At 33.7% G+C, this 19,494-nt stretch carries 17 protein-coding genes; all 17 read right to left on the reverse strand.

The features are described 5' to 3' along the window. Positions 1-2: 2 nt before the first annotated feature. Entirely contained in the window at positions 3-716 is a 714-nt protein-coding gene (locus tag CWD90_RS10100) for a M48 family metallopeptidase (RefSeq protein ID WP_103475837.1), read from the reverse strand. Further along, positions 716-3,811, reverse strand: coding sequence for a type I restriction endonuclease subunit R (locus tag CWD90_RS10105; RefSeq protein ID WP_103475838.1), 3,096 nt, complete (start codon positions 3,809-3,811; stop codon positions 716-718). Before CWD90_RS10105 ends, CWD90_RS10100 begins: the two co-directional genes overlap by 1 nt. Before the next feature lie 3 nt (positions 3,812-3,814). Next, positions 3,815-5,776, reverse strand: a complete 1,962-nt coding sequence (locus CWD90_RS10110; RefSeq protein WP_103475839.1) for a DUF262 domain-containing protein — start codon at positions 5,774-5,776, stop codon at positions 3,815-3,817. Further along, positions 5,769-7,130: a DUF262 domain-containing protein gene (locus CWD90_RS10115; protein WP_103475840.1), complete on the reverse strand. Its 1,362-nt coding sequence runs from the start codon at positions 7,128-7,130 to the stop codon at positions 5,769-5,771. Before CWD90_RS10115 ends, CWD90_RS10110 begins: the two co-directional genes overlap by 8 nt. A 3-nt stretch (positions 7,131-7,133) precedes the next feature. Further along, positions 7,134-7,667, reverse strand: a complete 534-nt coding sequence (locus CWD90_RS10120) for a hypothetical protein (protein ID WP_192878010.1) — start codon at positions 7,665-7,667, stop codon at positions 7,134-7,136. 39 nt (positions 7,668-7,706) lie between these two features. Continuing rightward, entirely contained in the window at positions 7,707-8,174 is a 468-nt protein-coding gene (locus tag CWD90_RS10125; RefSeq protein ID WP_103475842.1) for a hypothetical protein, read from the reverse strand. Then, positions 8,171-8,665 carry a mismatch-specific DNA-glycosylase gene (locus tag CWD90_RS10130; RefSeq protein WP_103475843.1) on the reverse strand — a complete coding sequence of 165 codons (495 nt, stop codon included), beginning with the start codon at positions 8,663-8,665 and terminating at the stop codon, positions 8,171-8,173. Before CWD90_RS10130 ends, CWD90_RS10125 begins: the two co-directional genes overlap by 4 nt. A 12-nt stretch (positions 8,666-8,677) precedes the next feature. Continuing rightward, complete coding sequence (locus CWD90_RS23260) at positions 8,678-9,805, reverse strand: restriction endonuclease subunit S (protein ID WP_205161228.1); 1,128 nt, start codon at positions 9,803-9,805, stop codon at positions 8,678-8,680. After that, on the reverse strand, positions 9,796-12,246 hold the full coding sequence (locus tag CWD90_RS10140) for a type I restriction-modification system subunit M (protein ID WP_103475865.1): 2,451 nt from the start codon (positions 12,244-12,246) through the stop codon (positions 9,796-9,798). Before CWD90_RS10140 ends, CWD90_RS23260 begins: the two co-directional genes overlap by 10 nt. 75 nt (positions 12,247-12,321) lie before the next feature. Next, positions 12,322-12,558 (reverse strand): HTH-like domain-containing protein, encoded by a 237-nt coding sequence (locus CWD90_RS10145; RefSeq protein WP_205161229.1) that lies wholly within the window; start codon positions 12,556-12,558, stop codon positions 12,322-12,324. Next, positions 12,555-12,854, reverse strand: coding sequence for a DUF6804 family protein (locus CWD90_RS10150; protein WP_103475844.1), 300 nt, complete (start codon positions 12,852-12,854; stop codon positions 12,555-12,557). Before CWD90_RS10150 ends, CWD90_RS10145 begins: the two co-directional genes overlap by 4 nt. Further along, complete coding sequence (locus CWD90_RS10155) at positions 12,847-14,253, reverse strand: DUF4407 domain-containing protein (protein ID WP_103475845.1); 1,407 nt, start codon at positions 14,251-14,253, stop codon at positions 12,847-12,849. Before CWD90_RS10155 ends, CWD90_RS10150 begins: the two co-directional genes overlap by 8 nt. Beyond that, a complete protein-coding gene (locus tag CWD90_RS10160; RefSeq protein WP_103475846.1) occupies positions 14,240-15,661 on the reverse strand; it encodes a protein kinase domain-containing protein in 1,422 nt (473 codons plus the stop codon). The genes CWD90_RS10155 and CWD90_RS10160 overlap by 14 nt, the downstream gene beginning before the upstream one ends. Before the next feature lie 3 nt (positions 15,662-15,664). Beyond that, a complete protein-coding gene (locus tag CWD90_RS10165) occupies positions 15,665-16,228 on the reverse strand; it encodes a phospholipase D-like domain-containing protein (RefSeq protein ID WP_103475847.1) in 564 nt (187 codons plus the stop codon). Beyond that, positions 16,228-17,235: a protein kinase family protein gene (locus CWD90_RS10170; protein ID WP_103475848.1), complete on the reverse strand. Its 1,008-nt coding sequence runs from the start codon at positions 17,233-17,235 to the stop codon at positions 16,228-16,230. Before CWD90_RS10170 ends, CWD90_RS10165 begins: the two co-directional genes overlap by 1 nt. Before the next feature lie 2 nt (positions 17,236-17,237). Further along, on the reverse strand, positions 17,238-18,452 hold the full coding sequence (locus tag CWD90_RS10175) for a hypothetical protein (protein WP_103475849.1): 1,215 nt from the start codon (positions 18,450-18,452) through the stop codon (positions 17,238-17,240). 17 nt (positions 18,453-18,469) lie between these two features. After that, positions 18,470-19,324, reverse strand: a complete 855-nt coding sequence (locus CWD90_RS10180) for a vWA domain-containing protein (RefSeq protein ID WP_103475850.1) — start codon at positions 19,322-19,324, stop codon at positions 18,470-18,472. Between the last annotated feature and the right edge of the window lie 170 nt (positions 19,325-19,494).

Below are 19,494 nucleotides of genomic sequence, written 5' to 3' on the forward strand. Positions count from 1 at the left end.
ATTTAGTATCTCCATTCCACATGTCTAAAAGGTAATTTGTTCAGTTCCTCTCTGTATAATCTCCATTTGGGCATAAACTGATTCATATAGCCTACAAAAATTTCATTGTGTGGGCGTTCAAGTAAATGAACTAACTCATGGACGATAATGAATTCAATACATTCTATCGGCTTTTTGGCTAATTCTAAGTTGAGCCATATTCTTTTAGCTGTTGTATTACAAGTACCCCATTTGGTTCGCATTTTCTTAATGCCGAATTCATTAGATTGTACCCCAATAACCTTTTCCCATTTCTTAATTAGCTTTGGAATCATTTCTTTTAATTCTTGACGATACCAATCTTCTAACACTTCTGACCTTTTATCTTTTGAAGTATTAGGTCTTACATATAATTCAAGTGTGCTGTGTTTTATGATAACTTTCGGCGGATTATTGTGTTCAATTACTTGTAGTAAATATCGTTTGCCTAAAAAATAATGGCTTTCCTTAGTCAGATAGTCGCGAGGGGGTTCTCTATCTTGATTTTTGAAGGTGTTTTGCTGCTTTTTAATCCATTTTAATTTGGTTAAGGCAAAAACACGTATGGTATCTAAATCCATACGGGTAGGAGCGGCTATACGTACAGCACCATCGGGAGGGTAGACACTCAAGTGAATGTTTTTAATATCCTTTTGTTCTACTTCAATTTTAATATTTCCTAATTCTATCTCTTGCATTAATATTCTTTCTGTTCTCTAATAATATTGAATATCGCTTCAACCTTATTTTCTAATCCGTAAGGTTCTGGGGGCTCATTTGCTATATCGATATTTGTGTCCACCGCGTAGGTCGCCAATTCTTTATAAATCGCGGCTTTAATTTCTCTTTCCTTAGGCAGATTACCACGCCACCCATCTCTTTTTTCACTTTTTACGACATCATCAATACGTAATGCCAAATATTCATTTTTACCTAAATTATTATATAACGCTCTTTGGGCAATAGTTTCTAATGTTCGGGGAGTCTCATCTCCTTTTCCTTCATTAACTCGTTTAGCTAATGCAGCAATTTTTTTTAAGTATTCTTCGTAGTTGAGTGCATTTGCCTTTCGCTCTTGTATTAGAGCAGCTAAAAGCGTTGACATCTCTTCAAAAAAAGCGGGATCAATAAGGTGTTCTTTAATAATTTTTGAACGAACATTGTTCTCTATTGTTTCTGCGATGGCACCTTGATTAGATTTAATACCATCTGGCATGGAATTAATACCGTCGGCTATTCCAGATTTTACAATAATATCCAACAAGGACATTCCTTCGAAAGGGGAGATAATTTCTGATTCATCGGCTTGAATGTAGTTGTCAATTAAATGACGCATATCAGCTTCAAATTCTTTGATATCTAGCTTTTCTCCACTGGCTTGGCGTATTTCTTCCCGTAGTTTTAAATAGAAATCAACTTCTTTTGCAATAGCGACTTGCTCTTTTTCAGAATACCCAGCATCTTCCATTTCTTCATTGATATTGGCATAAGCTCTTATCAATGAAACTATTTTTTTGTACAGCGTATTTCGTCGTGGTTCTGTAGCTTTTAGCTGGGCTTCAATTTCGGTGTTTCCACAGAAATAGTGTTGGTATTCTAAAGAAGTTCTTGGCACTATTACGGGTTCACAAAGAATATGTAGTTCTTCAAGGGAATTGTCAAGTCGTTCTTTTGCAGATTCCAAACGGTCTTGAAGCAGAATATCTATTTCTTTCTTCTCAAAGTCATCATAGTCCAAATCTGCCGTGTATACAGCTACTGCATTTTCAACGTTCGTAAACAGGTCTTTGTAGTCTACAATATACCCGAATATTTTATCTTCGGTATCTAAGCGATTTACGCGACAGATGGCTTGAAAAAGACCATGGTCTTGCATGCTTTTGTCAATGTATAAGTAGGAGCACGGTGGTGCATCAAAACCTGTTAGTAATTTAGAAACTACAATAAGAAGCTTCATGTTTGCCGGTTCATCACTAAATTTTGCCTTTGCCCAATCTTCGTATTGCTCGGTTGTTTTTGAGCCTAACAATTCTTTATACAAGTTGTACATAAATTCTTTTTCTGAATCTGTACCGGCACCAGTATCTTCTGTAGTTACATCACTTGTTTGGGGACTATAGGATGTTATAATAGCAAACTTATCTCTAAGCTCTGAATTTGTTCTTTTTAATAAGTCATAATACCGGCAGGCTTCGTAAATAGAACTAGCAACTAGTATAGCATTTCCTCTTTCGCTACTTAGTCTTGGCTGTTTTTTAAAGTCATAAATTATATCACTGATGATTTTCTCCATACGGGAACGGCTGCTAAGTACCTTCTGCATGGTACCCCACTTTTTCTTCAATTCAGATTTTTGAAAATCGTTTAAATCTTTAGTGGCTATATTGAAGTATTCGTCAATTCTTTTTTGAGAAGTAATACGCTGATCTATATCTCTAGCTTCATAGACTAAATCTAAAATAACGCCATCTTCAACCCCTTCATTGAATTTGTAAGTGTGTATGTATTTACCAAAAATCTCTAAACTGGTTTGCTTGTCTTTTTTTAATAGAGGAGTACCTGTAAAACCAATAAACACGGCATTGGGTAAAATTGCTTTCATTGTACGGTGTAAGCGACCACCTTGTGTACGGTGGCATTCATCTACAAATACAAAAAGTTCCCCAACTGTTTTTGAAGGCTGACTTTCAAGTTCATTAATAAACTTGTTAAAATTACCAGTGTCTTTTTTACCAAACTTATGTATTAAGGAGCATAATAGGCGTGGGGTAGGGCAACTTAATTTATGAATTAAATCAGTGCCACTTTTGGTTCGGTATATTTTTTCATCTGCATCTTTGAAAACGCTTTCAATCTGTTTATCTAGCTCCGTTCTATCTGTTAAAATGGCTACTCTTGCTTTGGGGTTGTTCTCTAAGATCCATTTGGCAAGGTATACCATGGTAATACTTTTGCCACTACCTTGAGTATGCCAGATAATACCACCTTCATATTTATCTACATATTTTTGAGCTTCTTTTACGCCAAAGTATTGATGTACTCTAGGTAGTTTTTTAATGCCACCATCAAAAACAACGAAGTTGTAGATAATTTCTAAAAAGCGGTTTTTATCGCACATTTTTAGAATGTACTTATGCAGTAGGTTTCTGCTGTTGTCAGCAACATCTTCTTTCCATTTTAAATAATATTTCTGTGGGGTTCTAATAGCACCATAGCGTAGCCCTTCGGTATCGTTTCCAGCAAATAAATATTGAACAGTTGAGAAAAATGGTTCTATAAAGCGGTCTTGTTGATTAGTAATGTTTTGGCGAATCCCATCATTTATACTTACTGTACTTCTTTTTAATTCTAATACCGCTAAGGCAATACCATTTACATAAATAACAATATCTGGTCTTTTGGTCTTGTTTTCTTTTATGGTAACCTCTTCTGCAATTGCAAAGTCATTTTCTTCAAAATTAGACCAATCTATAAAATGAACTTTCTCCGTATTCTTACCTACTTCTGTTTTAATGTCTGAGCCATAGCGCAGTAATTCATAGACGTTCTTATTGGTGGTGTATAAACTATCGCTAAAATTGGTTGCTCTCGTTTTTAGTTCATAGATAGCCTTGGTAATTTGAACGGTATCGTAGCCTTTCCTTTTTAAATATGTTGTGAGTAATTTTTCCTCTATATTGCTATTGCCTTCACGTTCTTCCCAATCCCCTAAATAGGTATATCCCAGTTCATCTCTGAATAACTGAACTACTTGATTTTGGGTGATACGTTCTATACTACCGACCTTTGTCATACGTTATAGTTCTTTAATAAAAACATTAAATTCATCAACCATTTTGACATTATGTTCTTTGATGGATTCTACTCCCCAATTATTGGGATTATAGCCGTAAACCATTACATTCAATTTTATAGAATCCATTGGTAATTTACTCTCAGATTTTTGAAAATAGTCTCTTTTTGCTGAAGGTAAATGATTATTAAGCTTAGAGTTCTTGCTGTGACTTATTAAGCATAGGTTACCAAATGAATGCAATGCTCTTTTATCACTTAAAGGTTCGCCTCCTATTGGATTTTGAGGATAATAATGCTCCACAGAACTTCTAAATGTAAATTCAAATTTGTCTATATAATTGGGATGTTCCCTATCCCATAAAATATAATCTAAAAAGTTAAATACAAGATTATTTTCAATATTACCATAGGTCAACTTAGGGTTATCGTACCCAATGCGATAATCTTTCAAATCAAGCTCATCTACCTTATAGATTAGGTCATAATAATCCTTCGGAGCTTTAGCTAGAAATCTATGAAGTAAAAGGTTTTTAGCAAAAGTTTCTAGGTAATAAATGTAATTTTCATTTACAATTTCTTCATTGTACATGTAATTTATATGTAAAAAATTAAGAGCGGCATTTAACCAATGTTTATATATCATCGTGGGTGTTGAAACGTGAAACATGGACAAAAGCATTATTAAAGTTTGGTTACTCTCCTTAAAGGTATTTACATAACTTGCTTTCGACTTTTCATAACGCTTGAGTTTTTTAAGGCTCCAGTTCTCTTTGCCGTTAGCTTCTTCTCTTTTTATAATATAGCTATCGAATAGAAATCTAATTCTAAAAAGATTGAAGACAAAATCATCAACAAATTCTATTTTATTGGGTTTAGATTTAAGAAGTTCATCAAATGTACCTAGTAATTTTTTATCGTCTAATTTAACAGTATCATTTTGTTCTTGGATTCTCAAAACGTGTAATAGAAAATTAGGGAAGTTTATCACCGTTGTAAACCTTTCGGATTCTTCTAATTTATCACCATTAGGGTCAAATGTCTTTTTTGAGGCTATGACCTCATCGATAGTTAGATTATCTACATTATGTGAGGTGATCTCTTGATTTAATATGTTAAAAAGTTCATCATAATCTTCAACTTCTAACCAATTCCAATCTTCACCAAAAAGTTCTGTCCTAATATCCGGTTCATTTTTTTTATTATTAGTTGGAAAACGATATTGCATATAATAATTCATATCGGAAGTGGCTTCCCATACCATATTGAAAACAGCAAAACGTTGCATTCGTTCTTCTATATTTTCAATTTTGTTATACTCATTTAGTAACGATGCTTTTAGAACCTCGTGTTTTTCCAATTGTTCGCCACGCGTATTCATTATCTCAAAATAATGATTAAGGTCTGTATCTTCAGGTACTTGTACTCTTACAATTTTAACTTTGGAAAATAGAAAATCGCTAAAAGTTTTTAAAGTCACTTCTGCCTCTACTAGTTTTTTATCAAGGTGTTTCAAAATAAGATTATGACCATTAATAATATTATCGTTGTAGGTTTTATTATGATTGTGAATATTTTCTTGAAATATATCGAACAGGGTTTCCGTAGATTTTAACCTGCTTTGAAAACTAAGGTTTATACCTTGATACCAATCTAAACCTTGCTTATGCTTTATAACACTTGTGAGTAAGCTTAGTGTGGTAAGCCGTTGCTGACCATCAATAGTTTCATAAATGATTTTGTTGTTGACATCTTGCTTATTGATTATCAAAGTTCCTATGAAATAGTCTTTACTTTCGTCATATGAAGCGCTGGGGATATAATCTAAAATATCTTGGATAAGTTGCTCAATTTCCTTTTCTTCCCAAGCATAGTTGCGCTGATATATAGGAATCATGTAGCTATCTGAACCATCAAGAAGTTCCTTTATGTTTAATTCTGTAATGTTAGAAGAGCTATTACTCATGATATTTAAACTCTTTAAAAAGGTGAATAAGTTCAGGTATATTACTGCCTTTAATTTGGTCTATATTCTTTATAGATAGATTTATGATTGGATCAGGAGTAATAGCCTGGCTAATTTCTTTAAATATGTTGATTTCATTAACAACATAATTGTCAATCGAAGCAAAACCTAAATTTTGATAGTTAAGTCTAATCGAATAAGCCCAGACAAATAATTTTTCTGTGGCTCTTGAAATATTTTCGTATTGAAACTTATCTATATAAAATAAAAGTGCACAATCAAACAGGGCACGAGTATATTGGTCTCCAATACGGTGGCGTGAAGAATATGTCTGGATACAATTGAATATTTTTTTAGTCGTGTCGTCTAAGGGCAAACCTTTATAACCTTGACTGTAAAGCGTATCGATTATATTTTTATAATAATTCACAAATTCAAAAAAACGGCGACCATTAATAATAGTCTGGTCTAGTTGGAATGGAAATTCCCGCTTAATATTGTCTATTTTTCTATCAATATGATGGTTGTAATCATCCGTGAAATAATGCGCTATTCTCAAAGGAACAGTATATGGAAAGGATTTTGTTTCGTCAAGATGCAAACCTTTGAATAGCGGAATATCATCCTTATCAAAGTAACGTGCAGAATTACCTTTAACCCATCCCTTAATACGATATAGATACTCTGAAAAAAGGGTAGCCAGCTCTTTAGATCTGGTATTTTCCCATTGTTCTACGATTTCGTTTTGTAGAGCAATATCGGACATGGAGAACTCTCTTAAATGAAAAGCCTTCAACAAATCGTGTGGATCTAAATCTCTACCTCTAGCATTTTGGGCGTCAAAAAATTGAAATGCCTCGGTTATATCTGATAAGATAAACTGTACCATCTCGCATTTGTCAAACAAAAAGAAAATTTCTTCCTCCGTAAGACGAGCCACTATTCTTTGAATTTCTCGGTAATTTTGCTTGACATTGTATTTGGAAATGCTGTTTGTAAAATTAAAACTTATCAGTTTTGAAGCTATAAATTCTAATTTTTTCCGTAAAACAGGATTCTGATAATTTTCACGATTACCTAGTATTGCCTTTGTGATAAGAATTAATGACACCGTGCGCTGCTGACCATCTACGATGTTTTTTATAGTCTTACTTTTTTTTATGTCTTCGTGTATTACAATAGTGCCCAAACGATAGGCCTTTTTTTTGCTAAAATGACATATGTCCTCCAATAATTGAGAAACATTTGTTGTACTCCATTTATATGGTCTTTGGTATACCGGTAGTGCTAATTGCTCAGTTACCAGTAAATCTTGCACATTAATAATTCTACTATTTACTCCTATTTCACCCATACACTATTCTTGTTGTGTAACATTATAATAAATTTGTCTTGCTAATGAATGATGATCTTGATTAATTATTACAGTATGATGCCCAATTTTCTCCAAATTATTGAATAGATTTTTTTTATCAAATAGATTTATCAATGCTGTTTCAACGGCTTCCACATGCTTTCTGTTTTGTTTGTGGTTTTCACCATTAAATTCTAAAATTTTATAAAAAACGGAGCTTATTTGTAATGCCCCACTAGAAATTGCTTCTTCCATACAGACTCTAGTTTTCTTATCTTTGGTAGGCTCTTCGATTAAACCATGAGCAATCAAACCATTTCTTAATTGAGCATCTGTGGCTTTACTGTTATATGGGTTAAAATGAGCCATTAATCTATAAAAAGGAGAGCGAGCAGCGCTAAAATGGCGGTCACCAGTTTGCCCTATATAATAGAATGTCCCTTTTTCGTTGTGTACCACTTTAAGAACATAGACGTAGTAACCAGACCCGTACCAGTCGGGTGAGAATGATATTTCAAATGCTTTTATTGCTTCCATATTAAACCAACCTGATTCCATTAGTTAACAACTTCTGCATTAACCCTTCTTAAAAATTTCGTTTTTCTTAGAAATGTAATACGACCTATAGCCTTCATTTTCACATTCCTTCTCCCAAATATCTTGAATGACTTCACTTTTGTTAAAAATGTCGTTCATTCCTTTACACCAGCTTGCCCAAATTTTGCCATTAATTCTACCCTCTGAATGCCAATGATATTCTTCTGCGCAAATATTAAAAAAGTCAATTATCACCCCTTTGTATCTTTCCTTTTTTTTGGGTTTTAACTTTTTCCACCTATCAGAAGACAACTTTGATATTTTATCAATTTTATTATTTATTCTATCGTAGCGCTGATTGAATTCTGTGAAGAGTTCTTTCATCATTCTATCCTGTTCAATTTTCTTAGTGTGCTTGTAGTAATTTCTTGAGAGAATATAAACTATAACACCTGCTATTATTGTAGCTCCAGCACCAATGAAACTTGCAATTATCTCGTCACTCATTCTTTTAATATTTTCCTTAAATCAAACCAATATTGTTCTTCCCAAAACTTCCTAGCACTCCCTGAAGTCGAAGGAGCACAGTACAGCTTACTTTCTCCAATAGTACCGGTCATTAACCCATAGTCAATGTATTTGGTTTTCGAGCCCATATATTCTGCCGCGGCTTTTTTGCCATTAAAGCAAACTAACTTAGGTTGGTATTTCAATATCTTTTTAACAAAACTTCCAGCATCATAATCACTTTTGTTAAGTACATTGTCATTACCGCTGGTAAGCTTGACTAAATCTGTAAGCCCAATGTTATATGAAAGTAATTCTCTGTACTCATTAGGATACAATAGTTTTGGAGTAAGCCCTGACTTATACAGAACGGGGTAAAATTGATTTCCTGGTCCAGCATAATACGCTTGTTTTTGTGCCGACACTTCACCTGCAGCAGTACCACAAAAAACAATATCTAAGTTAGGTTGTAAAAGGTCTTTTAAAATCATTGAATCTTTCGTTTAAATGAGTCTAATTCTACCAGTTAACAACTCTTGCATTAGCCCTTGTTTCACCAATTTATATTTAGATAGTTTTCGCTCTAATTGAGCTATTTCTGAATCCATATCGGAAAGGATGGTGGCGATTTGGGTTTGTTCGTTCAAAGAAGGAAGTCGAATTTCTATTTGTTCAAGTGTATTTTTACTTAAACTAGGAACTCCTGATGCTTCGTTGTAATCCTTCCAGTTAATTAGTAAGCATTGATAATAGATATATTTTGGATCTGAATTTATAAAAGAATGTGTAAAAAATAAAGTGTCAACTGTCCAGAACTTCCCATTCAAGAAAATGGGTTTGTCAATAGTTCCTTTTCTCCCAATACCAACAGATTCTCCTTCGAATAAATAATCATTTACAAAAGTCATTACACCACCAGTGCCATATACAGGAATACTTCCTGATTTTAAATGTTTATAATCTTTACCACTGCCAAATATTAAAACCTCTCCCAACTTCTTAACCTCCCAATCCTTTTTAGGCGTCAACAACTTTTGCATAGCGCCTTGTTTTAGGGCTCTTTTTTTAGTGAGTATTTGTTCTAGGGCTTGTATTAAATTATCGGTATCGCTTAATACTTGTGTAATAGCTTTTTGTTCTGTAAGTGGAGGAAGAGGTATTTTAAATTCGGCTAAATTTTTGTTTGTTAATTGATTGATTGTAGCCCCCATTGTTTCATCAATCTGCTTTTGAATAATACTACTTTGAAATGAATGAAAAATATATTTAGAGAAATCACTTCTATATATAGACATAAAAGCACCAAAAGCAAACCCTACAGCTTTCTTGTCAATTAATGCACATTTACCAATAAGGTGTTTACTACCATTACGAACACAAATTAGAATATCATCCTCCCTTACAATAACTCTTTGAGGTAAATCCATATCAACAAAGACATTATTTTGATACTTTAATTGATTTTGCTGAACGTTTGAAGACCTCAGCACTAAAGTGCCATAATCACTAACATCTTTGGGAGAATAGGTAAGACCAATTATTGTTTTGCCTACATCACCCATATATACACATTCCCAATCGACTGGAATAAATCCTAAATCAGTATTTTTATAACCCTGTTTTAATTCCATACAAATCCCATTTTTTCAAGATGAGCATTCACCTTACTCTCCAAATTTTCTACTTCGGCATCAATTAAAGGTAATGGTTTGGCATAGCGTTCTGCCAGTTCCTTTACACGGTTCGTTAGGCGTTGGCTAATATGGTCTATTTCATCTTTTATGGTACTTTCTATGGTTTGCATCCATTTATTATCTACTACCAATGTTTTTATTTCTGCTTCGGTCAATGTTGGGTATTTGGAATACAGCTTATCGTCTAAGGCAACTTCAACTTCTTTTATTTTTTTATTGGTATCCGTTTGTTTGGTTAGTAGCGCTATGTAATTGTTTAGGGTTCTTAGTTCGTCTTCAATTTCCGTTTTGTTCTCGACTGCGCTCGAACTGACACTACTTTTTTGGTCAGCTTTTAATTCTTTTATACGCGCAGATATGGTGGCTTTGTTTACTTTTTCAAATTCTGTAAAAACGCCATCTTCACCACTTTGTTCTTCTTCTAGTTCAGTCAATGAACTAGCAATGGTTTCTTTTTCTTGTAGCAGTATTTCTAATGCTTTTTTCTCTTTTTTGAAATAGCTATTTATTACCAATTCTTTGGGCACTAAATCGCAATCCCAACCTTTGTCAACCTTCTTTTTGTTTTTGCCACTTTCTACAATAATTCTGTAGGTTTCGGCTTTCCAACCGTCTTGGGTAATGATGTAGGCATCATCTTGCATAACATCAAACCAATAAGTCATAAGGTGTTGGTACATATCATATTTATCTATTAGAGGCTTATCGCTGTATTGCGCCAATAAATCTTCAGATATCCCGTGCATTAATTCCTTAGGGTTAAAGCCGGTAGTCAGTGCTTTTAATGAGGTCGTTGTTTTTACTTTCCAAGTAGTAAAAATGTTGTCCATTTGGGCGCTAAATGCCACAAACTCTGGGTGTTCAAAAATGGTGTTTTTAATTTCCGCGTTATCAACCTTTAAATTAGAATACTTAGGTCTGTCCGTTTGTTGAAAAAGAGCTCCTTTTACATTAGGGTAGACGTTCCAGAAATTCTGTAAAGCATCTATATCTACATTGGGTATACCACCTTTTAAATGGGCTTCTATATCTTGTAAGTCTTCCGTTTCTTGGCTTTCTATATACCTTGGTATATTTAAATTGTATTCATTAGTTTCAATATCGTTTATAGATATCATTTTACTAAAGCCAGGAATGTGCTCTTGTTGGTTAAAGACATCTGCGATTCTATGAATATCTTGTTCTCGTAATCTGTTTTTATTACCATCTTTAATAAATCCTTTACCAGCATCTACCATAAAAATACCTTTTCGGTTTTGGGCATTTTCTTTCTCAATAAGAATAATACAAGCAGGTATGCCCGTACCGTAAAATAAGTTGGCAGGTAAGCCTATAATGCCTTTTATGTATCCTTTTTTAATAAGGTTAGTTCGTATCTCTGCTTCTGCATTTCCTCTGAACAATACGCCGTGAGGCAAAATAACTGCGCCTTTGCCGTGACGTTTTAAAGAGCGTACAATGTGTAGTAAAAAAGCGTAGTCTCCATTCTTTGAGGGAGGGATCCCATAATCTTGAAAACGGTTATAAGGATTGTCCTCTGGTAAGTTTAGTCCGTTGCTCCATCGTTTATCGCTAAATGGTGGATTGGCAACTACGAAATCGAAGGTTTTAAGATTATTTTCCTTGTTTAAAAACAAGGGATTTGCCAAAGTGTTACCTTGTTTTATCTCAGCCGTTGGATAGTCGTGTAGAATCATATTCATACGAGCCAAGCCAGAAGTTGCAGCATCCTTTTCTTGTCCGTATAAGGTAACTTTGCCTTTTGCCTCGCCACTCACCTTTAAAAGTAATGAACCCGACCCACAAGCCGGATCATATACGGTTGTGTCCGATGTTGTTTCAGAATCATTTATACCTATAATTTTAGCCATTATTCGGCTTACTTCGGCTGGTGTATAAAATTGGCCTTTACTTTTTCCGCTTTCGGTAGCAAAATGTCGCATCAGATATTCGTAAGCATCCCCTAAAATATCATCCCCTTCTGCTTTGTTTTTGCTAAAGTCTAGTTCTGGTTTTTCAAAAATGGCAATAAGGTTGGTTAACCTGTCGACCATTTCCTTGCCACTGCCTAATTTTGAAACGTCATTAAAATCTGGCATATCGGCCAACTTGTTGGCCTCGGCAATTGGCCCCACAATTTTTTTGTTAATCTGGTCACCGATATCGGTTGAACCTTTTAAGGCTACCATATCCTTGAAGCTTGCACCGTTTGGGATTGTTATTGGTGCATAAGGCTGACCGGCCCATTTGTCGCTAATGTATTTTAGGAAGAGCATTACCAATACGTAGTCTTTATATTGACTGGCATCCATTCCGCCTCGTAATTCATCACAACTAGCCCATAATGAGCTATATAATTCTGATTTTTTTATTGCCATTGTGTTTTTTTGGATAAGGGTAAATATACCCATTCCTGTACAGGTTCAAAAGTTACTATACGGTTAGTTTTAATTCTAAAAATTCGGCTTTACAGTTACATAGTGAGCCAATTTTACGCCTTTATTAATTTCAACTTGATAAGCTACTGGGATACCTGCTTCTATGGCTATTTCTTTTTTAGAAAATTTATTCGCAGTTATTTCTTTGGCATATTTAATCCCAAAAAGATGTATCATGGCAACCATTTCGCCTTTTGGTGCATTAAAATACATATCGTGTAATTTTTTACTAAGCTCTTTACAATCCATCATCTTTTAATTTTTTGATTGTTCGTAAACATAGAAATTAACAAACCTATCCCTACAATAACATCTACCATGTTCCAGATTTCTCTACCTAGTGCTATTTTGAAGAAAGGTTGGAAGAGTAGGGCTAATACTATATAAATAACTAAAAAGGTTTTGTCGTTTTTCTTATGGGCGTCATAAGCTAAAATTCCAAAGCCAATTAGGGCAACAAAACGCACTAACTGATAAAACCCGTAAGGCATATCCAATAGACACAGAAACAATAAAATTGATAATGCTATTTTTATTAAACTAAACATTTGATACCGATTTTACCAATGGTTCAATTTTTTCCTGTCCGTTACCGTTTATTATATGGTTAACACCGATATTCAGTTTATTAATTTCTTCTTCTTTCCATTTTTCAATAGCTAGTTCAGCAATTTCGGCCTGGGCTAATGCAATTTTGTTTAGCAAAGCTTTGTTCCCTGCTATTTCTGCATCTAGTCTATTTTGATTTTTGTCAGTAGAAATTTTTATAGAGGTATTTATATGGTCATTTATGTCGGAAATTTTCTGTTTTTCTATTACCATTGACTCATGTTTTACACGAGCAATCATTTCATCATATGGTCCCGATTCTGTCATTAACTTAAACAATACAGGAGCAATTTCAATAAATATAAACAGAAGAGTAATCAACCATTTAGCCCAAAAAATTGTAGGTTTTTCGGACGTTAATCTATTCATTGCTTCTAAATGAGCAGCAAATCCATCATAATTTTCAGTTTTATTATCAATATTTATGTCTTTAATTTTTTTAGCAACTTCTAATTCCTTTATCTGTATTGTTAAGGCATCGATCTCACTTCTTTTAGCAGTTAATAAGTCATCAATTTTTTCACGTTCATTTTTAATGGCTTCTCCGCGATTTTCAGTTAACTCAATTATTTGGTCATCGATTTTGCTTTTTTCGTCTCTTAGATTGTTTCTAACACCTATTTGAACATTTCTAGCGGACTTAAGGTTATTAATGTTAGCTAAAGGTAATGAGTCATTTATAGCCCTTATATAATTACTATGCAACGTATTTACTTTACTTTGGATGGAATTTAGTTCAGATTCCTTTTGTTTAGAGTCGATTTTTAATTCATTTCTCCTATCCTCATAATATGCACCTGCATTTTCTGTTAGTTGTTTTTTGCTATTAGTTAATTGAATTTCTTCATTTTCTAATTTGGATTTTGCCGTTTTCTTTTCTGTCAGTTCATCATTTGCGGATTTATCACCATTTTTTAAGATCTCACCCTCTTCAATTTTTAATCTTTCCACAATTGTTTGAATTTCTGTTTCAAATATTTTTAACTCTAAGGGGGTAGATATTACAAAGCCCAAAAGGATTGCCATTAATAACCTAGGAGTAGCAACCTTCCATTCATCTCGTGTAATTTTTGAAGTACCATCATCTTTAATTGTTGCAACAATATATCTATCCAAATTAAATATTAATAACCCCCAAAATGCTCCAAAAAACAACGATGGAATTACGGATTTGAATGCTGTAAAAAAGGCATAACCTCCTGCAAAACTAGCCATTAGTGCTGTAAACACAATTGTTCCGCCAACACCAAAATATTTTGCGTGATCAGTAGGACATTTTTGTAAAATTTCGATGTTGGCTCCCGCACACCACCAAAAAAATCTGTTAATTCTTTTCATTAGATTGGTTGTTAAATATTTTGGAAATGATTTTAGTGTTATTTATGGCTTTAAAAATCTTTTTCAAACCAATATTTTTTTTATTTAGTCTACTGAAGTTCTCATCCAGCGTGTTGAATTTGATCTGCTCAACAGAGCTGTGAATGCTACTATTTAAATTTACATTAAGACTATTTGAAATATTATTTATACCCAATTCTAGATTGGGAAATCCGGGAAGACTAACTTCTAAATTGGTTGTTTTTTCAAATAAAGGCATTGGTACTTGGATACTTTCTATAATGGGAGTTGGAAAAACTTTTATCTCTAGCCTCTTAACAACATTTTCATTGAATCCAATTGCAGTAAGGACGTATTCTCCATTATTTTGAGGTTTTAGAGTAATATTTCCCTTGTGGTCAACTTCATTAACCCCATTATTTATAGAGACTTTTAGGGCATTATCAACCTCCCATTCAAGATTAATCTCACCACCTTGAATCAGCACTTCTCTATCACTTTTAAACAGTTTAACCACTGGAGGTTCTAAATAAAGGGGGAATGGTTTTAATTCTGTGTAGAGGTTAGTTTTTAAATAGTCCACTAATATGGAAAGAAGCTTGTCCAGTTTTATAGAATGGCCATATAGGTCCCTATAAATATCTGAATTTTCCAGATCTTCGAAATCGGTTTCTGAAAATAACAAATATTGCGTGTCTTTGATTTGATACTTATCCCAAAGTTCTGGTTTTTCAGCCAAGGCCAGAATTGATAGATATATAACCAATTCTGAAAAATAATCCGCCTTTAGCGAAGCTTTTCCACCTTTAAAACGTGAAGGATGCTGATAACCTTTAAGTCCAGTGACTAGCTCCTTTTGGTCTTCAATTTCAGGAATGCAGATGGAATCATAATCTACTAATTTAATGTCTCCATTGCTATCTATTAATATATTTCCTTCCTGAAGGTCACCATGAGAAATTTTGTTTTCTCGCATTTCCTGACACATTTTTAAAAAATTGTCGGCTAGCGAAACTAATAATGATGAATTTCCAAGATTCTTTTCAATGTATTCTTTGAAAAGCATGCCATCTAACCATTCCATTCTTATCGTGTCAACCAATTCTCCATTTATAAGAATTCCTTTTTCGTCATATATAAACTCTGCGAAATAGGGTAGTTTTTTAGAAGTTAGGTATTTTGATATTTTTAAATATCGTTCTTCATTTTCGCCCATTGGAACGTGCCAAACACGAAACGCCCATTTTTTTGATTTATGGGTTAATTGAAACACCATATTAAAACCACCTACGTATACAAATGGGTTTCCATTTTTATTAATTCTGGCCTTTGCACCCTTTAAGGCAGGAACTTTTAAGAAAAGATCTAGATTTTTTATTGCTGTTAATATGTCCTGCTTATTAGCCATATATTAAAATTTATCTAAAATACTTGAAGTGTTCTGTGATGGCATTTTACTTTTGGATTTCTTGTCCCATTTGGCCATTATAGTTTCAATGGGCAACAATGCTACCTCGTTGTTTTTCATTGCAAATCCAAATTGTGGTTTTAAATCAAAAAATTTGTTCTCAAATTGCTCTGTTAATGAGCTATCATTTTTTATGATTAGAATATTCTCATCGTTAGTCCTGGCTTTAAAGGACCAATTGTACGAACCCGTAATTACAATATTATTATCTATGATGCAGAATTTATTGTGCATTAAACTATCTCTGGAACTATCGTCAAGATTACCTATATAACCAACTTTTCCGTTATACTTCAACAACTCAATGAAATCAACTCTTGATTTTTTATTAAACTTATGATTTGCAACAATCACTTCAATGTTTAATCCTTCCTTGAGCTTGTCAACCAATTTTGAGTAAATCTCATAGTCTGTAAACCAAGCAACACAAATTTTTATATCAGATTGTGCATTTTCAATATGATTAATAATTTGAAGATGAATATTTTCGAAGTAAGCTTTTACCATTAAAATTTATTTGTAATGTTGTTTTTATTAGGTTTTGTTGCTTGCTTCATTACAGCTGGATTGGGTTGATTTTTCCACTTATCAAAAATATTCTCTTTGGCTGTTTCCCGTCTATTTACTAATAGTTCTTCCAAAGGTCTTAATTGTGTAATGTCAGTTGCTTTTAGTTCCTCCATCATTCTTTCTGTTAGTTCAGAAATTGTGGCATTGGTTGATTTTAAATGACCAGAAATTAGTTTGGAATTGTAGGGGTCTGAAAAGTCATCCTTTGAAAAAAGCAAATCTTCCGTTTCATAATAGTCATCCCATAATTTTGGGGTATCTGCATAAATTATAAGGGAAAGATATATTACAAGTTCAGAGAAGTAGTCCAGTCTTGAATTTACAAATTGATTGCCATGTCTGGACGGATGTTGATAACCTGGTAAACCTTTTATGGTGTCGGTCATTCCATTTAATGGTTCAATGTACATTGAGTCATAATCAATTGCGACAAGCGAACCATCACTTTTCACCAAAATATTTCCATGCTGTAAATCTCCGTGAGCAATGTTCACGTTATGAAAATATGTTGTCATTTCTCTGAATTTTTCAGCCAAACCAATAATTTTAGACGAATTAGCAATATTGGAGTTGATATATTCTTTTAAAGTTAGGCCATCCACCCAATCCATGAGAACAATGGGATGCAAAGTGCCATTTACCAATACTGCATCATCAATATATTTAAAGCCTGCAAAATACGCGTTATTCAATTTTTCCAAATAATTGGAAATTTCGAGCGAACGTTTTTTTGCATCCCCTATATCTGCTATCCATAGGCGAACAGCTACTTTATCTCCTTTTGTTTTATTGAATGGGAAAACAGTTGTGTAACCACCTGAATATTGAATTATCCTAGAGCCATTTTGAATAACTGAACCGCCCTTTATTTCATTAGCTTTAAAGCTAACCTGTGGATTTCGCATTGCGGTAACAATATCTGTTCTGGAAGGATAATTTGACATAGTTAAAATTTATCAGTAATGTTTTGGGAAGATTTATTTAGTATTATTTCTTTGGATTCAGAATTTTCATTCCTGTTCGGCTCACTCTCTTGTATTTGATTACTTTCCGGTTTCTTAAGCTCGCTATTATTTTCCCCGTCTTGTGATAACGATTCTTTTTCTTTCTGATTTTCCTCTGTTACTTCCTCTTTTTCATCAATTGGAGGTTCTTCTGTTTTAATGGGTTGTTTACTTTCTTTTTTTCCTAAGATTCGTGTAAATAATCCGTCTTTGGGTTTTTCTAACTCATCAGCGGGCTGATTTTCTATAATTCCTTCCTGATTCTTTTCTTCTACAATTGTTTCCGAATTGGAGTTTTCTTCTTTTAGATCTAATTCTTCCTTTTTAGCAATTTCAGCCGCTTCAATTACCTTTTGCTGAACTTCGATAAGTATATTAATATTTGAAACATCTTCAGAAACATAATTAAGATTCTCTTTCTTATCATCTACTATTTGAATTATAAGTATGGCTGAATCGTCATTTCCAAGTTTCTCATTGAGTCTTTCTTCATCAACGAAGCGCTCAAAATCCTTTTGGTTTTGCCATACACTAATTTTGCCTATGGCATTTTCCTTTTCGTTCAAAAACCATTCTGCAAGGGCATCCGTCATTAAATAGAATGTGCCGGGATTCAACGGATTTTCTTTAAAACGTTTTTTTCCTTTATGAATGTTGCCAATGCTGCTTAAATAATCTGGGAAATTGTCAAAAATAATGGGTTCTTTTTTGGACGATAAAACAATGCACTGCTTTGAAAAATTTCGAACTTTTTCCGGCACGAAAAACAAAAAACTGTCGCCTAACGCATTTGCCTTCCAAAACCAATCCTTTTTCTTTTTATAGAAACATAAGCCAACAAAAGTTGCCAATCCAGATTCTTTTCTATTGAAAGCGTTTGTTGTGAACCATTTTGCGTCAGGTTTATAAACTATTTCAGTGACCTGCTGTAACCAATCTTTTTGACACTCTTTAATGAATTCTTCATCTGTATTCCATATTTCACCTACCCATTTATTAACTAGAACATCTGCCCAAATCTTTGGGAAAAATGATTTGGATACACCGTCAGAAATGGCGAATTTGTTTTGCGATTTGTCATAAGAAAATCTATCGGCACAATCATAAAACAATTCTGATTTTTTTGATGTGATATATCCTTTAATTGATACCTGCATTTAAGTCAATTTAAAGATTATGCGATTTTGTCTGCACCACCAGAAGAACCAAAATTGATAAACTTGATGAACATTTCGGGGTCAGCGTTTGAAACAAAACCTCTGGACTCGGCCTTAACTTTAAAATCTTGTTTTACTGCAGCTTGTTTGTATGATTCGGGAACCTTACTTGATATTTTGAATAAGAATTTGGCTTGATCGTCAGATAGTTCACTTTCTGATTCTTCAAAACCACATTTTGCAGCACCTTCATCGCCGATATGAGAGTTAAATATTAATGGGTTTCCATCCGCAGAATTAATGTTCATAATTTGCTTAGAAACAGAAATAGCTTTGTTCATTGCTTCGTCTATTGAAGCCCCTGTATATGGTAAGCCATCAGAAATGTTTATAATAATTGGAGCCGGATTGTCGGGCTTTTTTTGAAGCCAACCTTCAATTAATTCTTTAGCAAAAGAAAGAGCATCAGCCATTGGGGTCAACCCATTCGCAGTAGGTTCTATAAATATTGGCATTTGCTCATCTATTTCTATTAACCCTCCAGCACCATCAGAAACTTTCTTTTTTAATTGCTCCATTCGCAATGGACTGTCTGCAAATGAACTCAAATAGTCAGACCTAATATCATCAACTGCAAGGGCACTACTACCACCATATCCAATCATAGAAATAAAGACACGGTCTTTTACTTTTTCACCGTCCATATTTGTGTTAATGAGTTCGTTTATGGTGCGATTTATTACCAAAGCCGTAAATTCCGACCTATCCTTTCCTTCAGCATAAGATTCAGCCATAGAACCCGATTGGTCTACAAGAAAAATGATGTAGCCTGGCGTTGCAGAACTCCATTGTTTTGAATTTGAATTACTCATATTGGTTAATCATTATTTGGTTATTAATATTTAATTTTTGGCTTGTGAAGCTGACTTAAATTTTAATTTTTGAAGTTCAATCTGGTGTCGTTAGAGAATGCTTGTCATTCTATAAGGACTATTTTGTATTAACTCCATTTTTTTTTGGCAGGTTTTAAATGCCTAAAAAT

It is taken from the genome of Arenibacter catalasegens (assembly GCF_002909235.1).
In the GTDB taxonomy this organism is placed as follows: Bacteria; Bacteroidota; Bacteroidia; order Flavobacteriales; family Flavobacteriaceae; genus Arenibacter; species Arenibacter catalasegens.

Excerpts from the sequence above, each read along its gene's own strand:
- CWD90_RS10100 (WP_103475837.1), bottom strand. The coding sequence starts at position 716 with ATGCAAGAGATAGAATTAGGAAATATTAAAATTGAAGTAGAACAAAAG.
- CWD90_RS10105 (WP_103475838.1), bottom strand. The coding sequence starts at position 3,811 with ATGACAAAGGTCGGTAGTATAGAACGTATCACCCAAAATCAAGTAGTT.
- CWD90_RS10110 (WP_103475839.1), bottom strand. The coding sequence starts at position 5,776 with ATGAGTAATAGCTCTTCTAACATTACAGAATTAAACATAAAGGAACTT.
- CWD90_RS10115 (WP_103475840.1), bottom strand. The coding sequence starts at position 7,130 with ATGGGTGAAATAGGAGTAAATAGTAGAATTATTAATGTGCAAGATTTA.
- CWD90_RS10120 (WP_192878010.1), bottom strand. The coding sequence starts at position 7,667 with ATGGAAGCAATAAAAGCATTTGAAATATCATTCTCACCCGACTGGTAC.
- CWD90_RS10125 (WP_103475842.1), bottom strand. The coding sequence starts at position 8,174 with ATGAGTGACGAGATAATTGCAAGTTTCATTGGTGCTGGAGCTACAATA.
- CWD90_RS10130 (WP_103475843.1), bottom strand. The coding sequence starts at position 8,665 with ATGATTTTAAAAGACCTTTTACAACCTAACTTAGATATTGTTTTTTGT.
- CWD90_RS23260 (WP_205161228.1), bottom strand. The coding sequence starts at position 9,805 with ATGGAATTAAAACAGGGTTATAAAAATACTGATTTAGGATTTATTCCA.
- CWD90_RS10140 (WP_103475865.1), bottom strand. The coding sequence starts at position 12,246 with ATGGCAATAAAAAAATCAGAATTATATAGCTCATTATGGGCTAGTTGT.
- CWD90_RS10145 (WP_205161229.1), bottom strand. The coding sequence starts at position 12,558 with ATGATGGATTGTAAAGAGCTTAGTAAAAAATTACACGATATGTATTTT.
- CWD90_RS10150 (WP_103475844.1), bottom strand. The coding sequence starts at position 12,854 with ATGTTTAGTTTAATAAAAATAGCATTATCAATTTTATTGTTTCTGTGT.
- CWD90_RS10155 (WP_103475845.1), bottom strand. The coding sequence starts at position 14,253 with ATGAAAAGAATTAACAGATTTTTTTGGTGGTGTGCGGGAGCCAACATC.
- CWD90_RS10160 (WP_103475846.1), bottom strand. The coding sequence starts at position 15,661 with ATGGCTAATAAGCAGGACATATTAACAGCAATAAAAAATCTAGATCTT.
- CWD90_RS10165 (WP_103475847.1), bottom strand. The coding sequence starts at position 16,228 with ATGGTAAAAGCTTACTTCGAAAATATTCATCTTCAAATTATTAATCAT.
- CWD90_RS10170 (WP_103475848.1), bottom strand. The coding sequence starts at position 17,235 with ATGTCAAATTATCCTTCCAGAACAGATATTGTTACCGCAATGCGAAAT.
- CWD90_RS10175 (WP_103475849.1), bottom strand. The coding sequence starts at position 18,452 with ATGCAGGTATCAATTAAAGGATATATCACATCAAAAAAATCAGAATTG.
- CWD90_RS10180 (WP_103475850.1), bottom strand. The coding sequence starts at position 19,324 with ATGAGTAATTCAAATTCAAAACAATGGAGTTCTGCAACGCCAGGCTAC.